At 64.3% G+C, this 9,609-nt stretch carries 6 protein-coding genes and 1 tRNA gene; 2 read left to right on the forward strand and 5 right to left on the reverse strand.

What is annotated here, in order from left to right:
* The first annotated feature begins 7 nt into the window (after window positions 1–7).
* The gene (locus VGK20_06550) at window positions 8–3,841 is read left to right on the forward strand and encodes a hypothetical protein (protein HEY2773694.1); all 3,834 of its coding nucleotides are present in this window, start codon (window positions 8–10) and stop codon (window positions 3,839–3,841) included.
* Between the two features lie 130 nt (window positions 3,842–3,971).
* Here VGK20_06550 and recR read toward each other — a convergent pair whose 3' ends face one another.
* The 3 genes from recR to dnaX all read right to left on the reverse strand — a co-directional run bounded on the left by recR (window position 3,972) and on the right by dnaX (window position 6,958).
* Window positions 3,972–4,568: a recombination mediator RecR gene (gene recR / locus VGK20_06555; GenBank protein ID HEY2773695.1), complete on the reverse strand. Its 597-nt coding sequence runs from the start codon at window positions 4,566–4,568 to the stop codon at window positions 3,972–3,974.
* Between the two features lie 88 nt (window positions 4,569–4,656).
* On the reverse strand, window positions 4,657–5,076 hold the full coding sequence (locus VGK20_06560; protein HEY2773696.1) for a YbaB/EbfC family nucleoid-associated protein: 420 nt from the start codon (window positions 5,074–5,076) through the stop codon (window positions 4,657–4,659).
* Between the two features lie 10 nt (window positions 5,077–5,086).
* On the reverse strand, window positions 5,087–6,958 hold the full coding sequence (gene dnaX / locus VGK20_06565; protein ID HEY2773697.1) for a DNA polymerase III subunit gamma/tau: 1,872 nt from the start codon (window positions 6,956–6,958) through the stop codon (window positions 5,087–5,089).
* A gap of 192 nt (window positions 6,959–7,150) precedes the next feature.
* Between dnaX and VGK20_06570 the strand changes: the two genes are divergently transcribed.
* Window positions 7,151–7,242 (forward strand) — tRNA-Ser (locus VGK20_06570).
* 392 nt (window positions 7,243–7,634) lie between these two features.
* On the opposite strand, the gene VGK20_06575 is transcribed toward VGK20_06570, so the two are convergent.
* A complete protein-coding gene (locus tag VGK20_06575) occupies window positions 7,635–9,173 on the reverse strand; it encodes a DEAD/DEAH box helicase (GenBank protein HEY2773698.1) in 1,539 nt (512 codons plus the stop codon).
* 72 nt (window positions 9,174–9,245) lie between these two features.
* Window positions 9,246–9,609, reverse strand: a 364-nt coding sequence (locus VGK20_06580) for a hypothetical protein (GenBank protein ID HEY2773699.1), incomplete at its 5' end; no start/stop codon positions are given.

Genomic DNA, 9,609 nt, shown 5'->3' on the forward strand with positions numbered 1-9,609 from the left:
AGACGTTATGCGCCGCCTGATATCTGTCACGACGTGCCTTCTCGCCGCACTTTTGGCGTCACCGGCCCGCGCGGGCGACGATTCGCTGCTTCGCCAGACGGACGCCGAAGCGGCTGCCAAGAGCGAAGGGTGCCTTACCTGCCACACCGGCATCGAGCCGATGCACGAATCCTCGCAGGTCAACCTCGGCTGCATCGACTGCCACGGCGGCAACGTGGCGGTGCACGCCAGTGGGCTCGCGCCCAAGAGCGCCGAGTACCTTGCGGCGATGAAGCAGGCCCACGTACAGCCGCGCTATCCCAAGGAATGGAGCGATCCGAAGGATCCCTCGCGGATCAGCTCGGCCAATCCGGAGCGCTCGTACACGCTGCTCAACCGCGAATCCGCCGAATACATCCGCTTCCGCAACCCCGGCGACCTGCGCGTGGCCGACAAAACCTGCGGATCGTGCCACGCCGAAGACGTCGACCACGTCCACAAGAGCCTGATGTCGACGACGGCCATGCTCTGGGGCGGCGCCGCGTACAACAACGGCATCGCGCCGCTCAAGCCCTACATCTTCGGCGAATCGTACGGCGCCGACGGCGTCGGCCAGAAGATCTCGACGCAGTCGCCGCCGAGCGATGCCGAAGCTGCACGCGGGGCGCTGCCGTCGCTGGTTCCGCTGCCGCGCTGGAACGTCGTCGACCCGCCCGACCCGCTGCGAGCCTTTGAGCGAGGCGGCAGGATCGATCGCTCCAACGTCGCGGAAGTGGGAAATCCCGGCCTCGGACCGTTTCTCGACGAGCCGGGCCTTCCCGACATGAAGCTCGGCACGCGCGGCCCCGGCACCGACCTTCGCGTCAGCGCCGGCGTGCTCAATCTGCAGAAGACGAGATTGAACGACCCGCTGCTGTCGTTCCTCGGCACCAACGACCATCCGGGCGATTTCCGGTCCAGCGGCTGCACGGCCTGCCACGTCGTCTACGCGAACGACCGCGACCGCGTCCACTCAGGTGCGTACGCGGCCGACGGGCATACCGGCACGTACCATGGCAATGATCCCACGATTCCGCGCGAAGAGTCCGGGCACCCGATCCAGCACCGGCTGACGCGCGCCGTGCCGTCCAGCCAGTGCATGGTCTGCCACATGCACCAGCCGAACTCGTTCGTGAATACCTTCTTCGGCTACCAGATGTGGGACTACGAGACCGACGGCGACCTGATGTGGCCGAAGCAGCAGCGCTACCCGACGGTCGCTGCGCCGACGCCGATGGATGCGCGCCACTGGCAGCCGATGCACGACTCGCTGGCGCGCGATCCCGAGGAAGCGGCGGTGCGCGGGCTGTGGAACAACGAAGATTTCCTGCGAAACGTCAGCTCGCTGCCGACGAAGGAAACGCGCTTTGCCGATTACAACGGCCACGGCTGGATCTTCCGCGCGGTGTACTGGCAGGATCGCAAGGGCAACCTGCTCGATGCCAAGGGCAAACCCATCGACTGGAACTCGCCCGACAAGCTGCAGCACGCCGTCCAGCTCATGGACATCCATGCCGAAAAGGGCATGCACTGCGTCGACTGCCACTTCCGCCAGGACAATCACTCGGACGGTAACATTTACGGCGCCTACCCCGATGCGGTCGAGATCGGCTGCATCGACTGCCACGGCAACACGACCCACCGCGCGAGCCTCGAGACCAGTGGTCCGGCTGCGCCGGGCGGCGGGCATCCGCTCGAAAACGGGATCACCCCGTCCGGCAAGCGCCGCTTCGAATGGGTCTACGACGAGAAAACCAGCAGCAACCGCTTGATGCAGCGATCGATGCTCGACAAGGACGTCGAGTGGGAGGTCAAGCAGGTCGTCGACACCATCGACCCGAACAACAAGCGCCTCTACAACGAGAAAGCGCGCTACGCCAAGACGATGCGTATGGACGGCGCGTGGGGCGCCTTTCCGGAGGACACCAAAGCGCTCGCACACGGCGACGACAACATGGCTTGCGCAAGCTGCCACACCTCGTGGGTCACGAGCTGTTTCGGCTGCCATCTGCCGCAGCAGGCCGACTGGAAGAAGGACTCGCAGCACTTCGAGGGCGGCCAGTCACGCAACTGGTCGTCGTACGACCCACAGGTGCTGCGCAACGACATCTTCATGCTCGGACGCCACTCGACGAGCAAGGGCCACGTCATCGCACCGGTGCGCTCGTCCAGCGCCGTGATGATCAGTTCGACTAATGCCAACCGCGAGCGCATCTACGGCCAGCAGATGCCGATTTCGGGCGAGGGCTACAGCAGCCAGGCCTTCAACACGCATTTCGCCCACACGGTACGCACGACGCAGACCCAACAGTGCTCGAGCTGCCACCTGTCCACGGCCGGTGACAACAACGCGTGGCTCACCCAGGTCATGACGCTCGGCACGAACTTCGTGAACTTCGTCGGCCGCTTCGCGTGGATCGGCGAGGAGAAGGGCATCGAGGCCGTGGGCGTCACCGAGTGGGACGAGCCCCAGGCCGTGATCGGCAGCCGCCTGCACCGACTCGCGTATCCTGCCGAGTACGACAAGCACGTCGCGAATGATTCGCAGCTGAAGGAATCGTACGAGCACGCGGCCGGCCACGTGCAGTGCCTGCAGCTCAGAGGCGAGTACCTGTACACGGCCAACGGCGGCGACGGCCTGCGGATTTTCGACGTCGCGAACGTCGACAACAAGGGATTTTCCGAACGCATCACCACGGCGCCTGTTTCTCCGCTCGGCCAGCGCACCTACGTGAAGACGCGCAACGCGACCTGCGTGGCGCTGCCGACGACGATGCCGATCCATTTCGACAAGCCGCACGATCCCGCCAACCAGGAACAGCCGATGCATCCGCTGTATCGCTACGCCTACCTGAGCGACAGCGTGGAAGGCCTCGTCGTCGTGGACGTAGACACGCTTACCGACGGCGATCCGCAGAACAACTTCCTCGAGCGCGCCGCGACGTTCAATCCCGACGGCATCCTCGATGGCGCGAGCTACCTGACGATCGCCGGCTCGTATGCCTACATGCTGACGCCACGTGGCGTCGTCACCGTCAGCATCGACGACCCGCTGCACCCGCGCGTGGTCTCTGCGCTGGAGCTGCCCGGCGCGCGGTCGATTGCCATTCAGCTTCGCTACGCGTTCGTTACCGCTCCGCGCGGCCTCGAGGTCGTCGACATCACATCGGTCGAACACCCGCGACTGGCCGCATCGCTGGACCTTGCCGAGGCCGGGGAAGTCTACGTGGCGCGTACGTACGCCTACGTGCCGGCCGGCAGCCAGGGACTGGCGATCGTCGACATCGAAAAGCCGGAACACCCATTCCTGCAGCAGATGTTCAACGCGGACGGAAAGATGAACGACGTGCGCGCCGTTCGCATCGGCGCGACCGGCGCCAGCGTCTTCGCGTACGTCGCCGACGGAAAGAACGGCCTGCACGTGCTGCAGCTCATCGCGCCGAACGAGACCCCCGGTGACTCCGGCTTCAGCCCGACCCCGACGCCGAGACTGATCGCGTCCTACCGCACCAAAGAGCCGGCGCTCGCGCTGTCGAAGGGCATCGACCGTGACCGCGCAGTCGACGAGAGCGGCAATCAGGTCAGCGTCTTCGGCCGTCTGGGCTCACGGCCGTTCACGCGCGCCGAGATGGACACGCTGCTTCTCCGCAACGGCAAGCCCTACCTGGTCAGCGACAAGCCCGCGACCAGGCCGCGCGCTTTCGTGCTGCCGGACTCCCTGGTGGCGAAGCCTCCGGGCGAAGAAGAAGCGGCGCCGCCGGGGACGCCGGTCGTCCAGCCGGCCGCCGCATTCGAAGAGAGAATTCTGCCCGGGCGCAACTGACGCACGTTCCGAACGGCGGGCCCAGCGCTGAGCGCTGGGGACAGGCACCAGCCGCATCATCCGTGTGCCGGCGCCCGCTCGATGCGGCTGGTGCCTGTCCCCAATGATGCGGCTGGTGCCTGTCCCCAATCTACATTTCGCGGCGGCCTTCGATGGCGCGGCCGACGGTGACCTGGTCGGCGTACTCGATGGTGCCGCCGACGGGAATTCCGTGGGCAATGCGGCTGACGCGAACGCCGAGAGGTTTGAGCAGCCGTGAGAGGTACACGGCTGTCGCCTCGCCTTCGATTGTCGGATTGGTCGCGATGAGCACTTCCTTGATCGGCTCGCGCCCCACTCTCTCGACCAGCTCGCGGATCTTCAGCCGCTCGGGTCCGCGCCCGTCCAGCGGCGAGATCGATCCGTGCAGAACGTGGAACAGCCCGGCAAAGCCGTGGCTTCGATCGATCGCAACGAGGTCTGCCGGCTCTTCGACGACGCAGACGATGCTGCGATCACGCCGCGGATCCTCGCACGTCGAACAGGGATCCGCCTCGGTGAGCGCGAAGCAGCGACTGCAGAAACGCGTTTGCGTTTTGACGGTCTCGATCGCGCGCGCGAGCTCGGATGCGAACGACTGATCCCCACGAAGGATGAAGAACGCAAGGCGCGCCGCGCTCTTCTCCCCGATGCCGGGAAGGCGCGAGAAAAGCTGGATCAGTGCCTGTAGCGCGGGCGTGTAGGCCAAGCGTTCGTCCTATTCGTCGTATCGATGTCGAGCACCACGTGCGTCGCCGGTCGGCCGTCAGGCCCGAACCGGCGACACCGCCCGCATGTTAGCGGCCGAACCAGCGACGCAGTCGTCCGCTTCCGCCCGCGGTGTCGCCCGACGGCGCTTCGTCGTCATCGTGTTCCTCGCCGCCCATCGCTTCGTTCAGCGCGTCGGGCGGAAGACCCATGTCGCCGGCCATCTTCTGCATCTCGACGGCGACCAGGTTCTGCGCCTTCTGGATCGCCTGGTTGACCGCCTGCACGAGGTGGTCCTGCAGCACGCGCTTGTCGGGATTCTCGAGCACCGACTGGTCGAGAAGGATGCGCCGCACCTGCAGCTTGCCGGTGATGACGACCTCGATCTTGCCGTCGGCCGCCGTCGCGGACACTTCCCTCTTGTCGACGCGCTTCTGGATCTGCTTCATCTGCTTTTGCAGGCCGCGTGCCTGCTTGAGCATCTGCATCATCGATGGCTCTTCGGCCATGTCCGTCTCCTTATTCCTCGAGAACCGTGATTCGGGTGACGCGCCCGCCGAGCTCGCCGACGGCTTTGTCGACCATCGGATCGGCAAGGGCGCTGGCTTTCTTCTTGGCCGTGCGCTCGTCCTGGATGCCTTGCAGGCTCATGCCTTCGCCGGCCGGCGACGCACCTGCGAGGCGAACGGTGACCGCCTCGCCGAAATGCGCGCGCGCGACTTCGGTGACGCGAGCCATGACGGTGGGATTCTTGAGCTTCTGCTCGAAGCTCGCACTGGTCGGCGCGAGGTCGACGAACTCGGGCGTGATCGAAACTGCGCGACAATTCGTCACGGTGACGTAGAGGTCGAGACCGTAGCGGCGCTTGATGTCATCGAGATAGGCTTCCCAGCGGCGCGCGGCGGCTTCCTCTTCGGAAAGAGGCTCGAGGGGCTCGCCTTCGGGACCGGACCACGATTCGACCGCCTCGGCGCTCGGCTTGCCTGCGAGCGGGAGGCGGTCGTCGTTTTTGCGCGGCGCGGGAGCGGGCTTCGCAGCAGAGGCTGGCGGCGCAGGTTTAGTCGAGCGCGCGGGCTCGGCAGTGACACGCGGAGCGTTCGGGCGCGCGGGCTCGGCAGCGGAGCGTGGCGCGGGTTCGGATGACGTACGCGGCGGCGCCGAAGTGCGAGGCGGCGCGCCTCCCGCCTGATCCGCGCGTGGAGTCGATTCCATGCGCGAGGAAATCGGGGTCGCCTGGCGCGGCCCTGCACTCGTCTCGATCGCACCGAGCTTCTGCAGCAGCGCAGCCGCCGTCTCGACGGGCTCCAGTGACGCGACCTTCAGCAGCCCCATTTCGAACACGAGATCCGGATGACCACCGCGCCTGAGATCGGATGCGGTGTCGAGCAGGGACGAGAAGATGCGGTGAAGGTCGAGAGCGCTTCGCTTGTCGCGAAGCCGCGTCGCAAGCGCGCGGTGTGCTTCGATGACGGTCGGCGCGAGTGCCTTCGGTCCGGCTACCGCGGCGACCGTCACGTGGCGCAACACTTCCAGCACTTCGCCGAGAAGCCGTTCGATGTCGTAGCCGAAACGCCGCACCTCGCCGACGAGGTCGACGACACGCGCCGCATCCGCCTCGAGAATGCCTTCGAGGAGGCCGGTCACGAGATCGGCGCCGGCCACGCCGAGAAGACGCGCGACGTCGTCGGCTGCAAGACGACCCTCGGCGCCCGCCATCACCTGCTCGAGCAGCGATTGCGCATCGCGCATGCTGCCGTCGGCCTCGCGCGCGATCAGCGCAATGGCGTCCGGCGCGATCTCGAGGTGGTCCTGGACAGCGATCTGCCCTAGTTGCAACGAGATCTGGTCGTCGCTCAGCCGGTGGAAATCGTAGCGCTGGCAGCGCGACAGTACCGTGGCCGGGAGCTTGTGGACCTCAGTGGTCGCCATGATGAACTTGACGTGGGCCGGAGGCTCCTCGAGGGTTTTCAGCAGCGCATTGAATGCCGATCTCGAGAGCTGGTGCACCTCGTCGATGATGAAAACCTTGAAGCGGCCGGTCGAAGGGCGGTACTGGGAGCTTTCGATCAGCTCGCGCACGTTGTCGACACCGGTGTTGGATGCCGCGTCGATCTCGATGATGTCCATCGCCGAGCCTGCGATGCTCTGCAGGCAGGCCGGACACTTGTTGCAGGGCTCGGCGCCCTCGCCGCGCTCGGCGCAGTTGATCGCACGGGCCAGCAGCCGCGCGATGGTCGTCTTGCCGACGCCGCGCGTGCCCGTAAGCAGGAAGGCGTGAGGAATGCGGTCGCGCCGGATCGCGTTGGCCAGGGTGCCGGTGACGTGGGCCTGCCCCACCACCGACGCAAAGGTCAGCGGTCGCCACCGCCTTGCCACCACTTCATAGGACATCGTCCGCGCGCGCTCCGAACACGGATCGGTAGCATCGGCGCCGACCCCGGGCAAGGCGGGGTGTTTCGTCGATTTCCTTCGTGATCTCCGCCGGTTGCGCGGCGTTTTCGATTGCCGGCAGCGGCGCGCGCTGCGTTGCAAGCGGCGCCCGGCGCGGGTAGGTTTCGCGTCCTTCGTTCCACCTTCTCACGCGGAGAGGTGTCCGAGCACGGTTTAAGGAGCACGCCTGGAACGCGTGTGTACCCTTACAGGTACCGTGGGTTCAAATCCCACCCTCTCCGCCACTTCACTTCGCGAGAACTGGCGGTTCCCGAACGAACTCACGACAATCGCCGGATTGCCGGGGGATTCCGACGATCCGGTGGGCGTGGCGTTTCTCTCTGGTCCGGATACGGGCCGACATCGGCAGGTTTGGGCGGTGATTCTCCAAGCGCGATTTGGGCGGTTCCCCAAGGGTCGGTGGTGGGGCGAAAGTCCGGGGCATTGGTCGCCCGAGAGAACGCAAAGACCGCCCCATTCTCGCGGGCAGCCGCCGCCGGTCTCTCTCCGGTTCTCCAAGCCCGCCCGTGGGTACGCAACGCCTTCCCGCGCAGCAGTCCGCCAGTAAGAACTCTCCTCTGCAATGAGCTCGAGCGCTCGGCCGACGTCACGAACGTGAAGGACATTCCCCTCAACGTCAGCTACCCAGAGTTGATTCTGACGCTTGCTCCCCCGCCGATAGACCAAGGCTTTCCCGAACCTTCCTATGCATCACGTCTGGAGGCACTTCGGCCACCTTCCGCATCAGCTCATCGTGCATACCCCTGACTTCCGCATCGACGATGATGTCGGAAACACGCAACTCTCGGGATAGAGAAAGGGTTTCGATGGAACGACACCGACTAAGCGCAACGTAGGTTTGCCCACTTGCGAATACGCCGGCGCCAAGGTCGACATGTACGCGGTCGATCGTTTTGCCTTGGCTTTTATGAATCGTAATGGCCCAGGCAAGCATGAGAGGGAGTTGAGTGTAGGTCCCAACTACGATCCGTGAGATCTTGCGCGTCGCCTCGTCCCAACCGTACTCGAACTGTTCCCAGGTCACTCTCGAGACATCTACTACTCTCTGCGTGTCGAGAATCTCGACAGTGATCCCATCTCGCCCGAACGACTTAACGATTCCGACCGACCCGTTCACCCACTGTCGAGCTGAATCATTTTTCGTAAAGAGCACCTGCGCCCCCTCCCGTAGGGTCAGCTTTAATGGCGAGGGCAAACGATCCTTTCTGAAGCGATTCGTGATTGTGGCATCGAAGTGCCTGTCCGGCTTATCTATCTCCTCAAGCCGTCTGTTGTTGATGCGATCCACTTCGACGTTGCGAGGCGCAAGATGCACGGCTCCAGGTGGCGGACGATCGGCGATCTCGCAGCCTTGGTTGATCGCGGCCACCGTGCTCGCCAAATCGTGTCCGAGGCGAATGTTAGAAAGTAGATCGACGAAACGTTGGTCGGACTGACGATACGTCTTTCGCAGATCTACTGGGTAGGTCGCCGGGATGTATTCTGGCTGCACAGATCTGGCATTGAAGAATCGGGCGGTTCCGTAAAACCGCTCGACGAGTTTTCGGACATTGCTCTCCACTACTGGTGGCAGTTGGAAGAGGTCCCCGACGACCACGACCGGAATGCCTCCGAATGGCTTGTCCACCTCTCGATTGGCCCGGAAGAATGCGCTGGTCGCGTCCAATAGGTTGGCGGAGACCATGCTGATCTCGTCGATTACCAGGACCTTCGCTCGCTTGATGTCCTGTCGACGATGATTCTTCTGAATATCGCCTTTCAAGATCCAACCTGGCGGCAACCGGCACAGGCTGTGTAGTGTAACTCCACCAATACTGATGGCCGCCATTCCAGTCGGCGCCGCCAGAATCATTTCTCCATCGAAGACGTGATCGAGCCAGCGGATGAATGTGCTCTTCCCGGTTCCCGCCGAACCGGTAACAAAGATCAGCGGGAACTCCGCCCGAATGAGGTCCCGGACCAGTTCATACTCGGGAAGGATCTCGATTAGAGAAGGGTCGAATTCTGCTTTGCGCCCGATCTTCGAGGGCGCGACCTTTGCCCGATATTCCTCGGGTGGAAGCGCGGGCGATGTCCGGATTTCCGTGGCCTTGCTGCTGGCCTTAAACGCCCAACCCGCCAGTGCGATGAGCCCCAAGACTGAAATCGGATCCACAGAGGTACTGGCCTTTTCCGCAGCTACAGACAGTTTGCCCGCGTGCCCGGCTTGTTGCTACTCGGGCGCTGATCAGTCGGCCAGCCCGAACAACTTTCTCTGCTCGGACCAGTCCAAGGGAAGTGCTTCGCGAAGGGATTCGACGGTGATGCGGGATGACTGAGTGCCCGCGAGGATCGATTCGGTGATATCGGGCGCCAGGAAGGCGTAGCGAACCAGTCTCATGAGGTACTGCGTCGTAACGCCGGCTTCGCGGGCCAGGTCGCCAGGTGACTTCCCGTCGCCGCTCAGAAGTCGCTCCGCCCATTCTTTCCCGCGGACGACGGCCCTGATCAGTGAGGGATCGCGCATCGAGATAACCCGCGCACCAGTGCTGGACGGCAGGATCTGAAAGCTGCCGGTACGACGCTGCAGGCTGAACGGGATCTCGATCATG

The sequence above is a fragment of the Candidatus Binatia bacterium genome (assembly GCA_036493895.1).
Lineage (GTDB): Bacteria > Desulfobacterota > Binatia > UBA1149 > CAITLU01 > DATNBU01.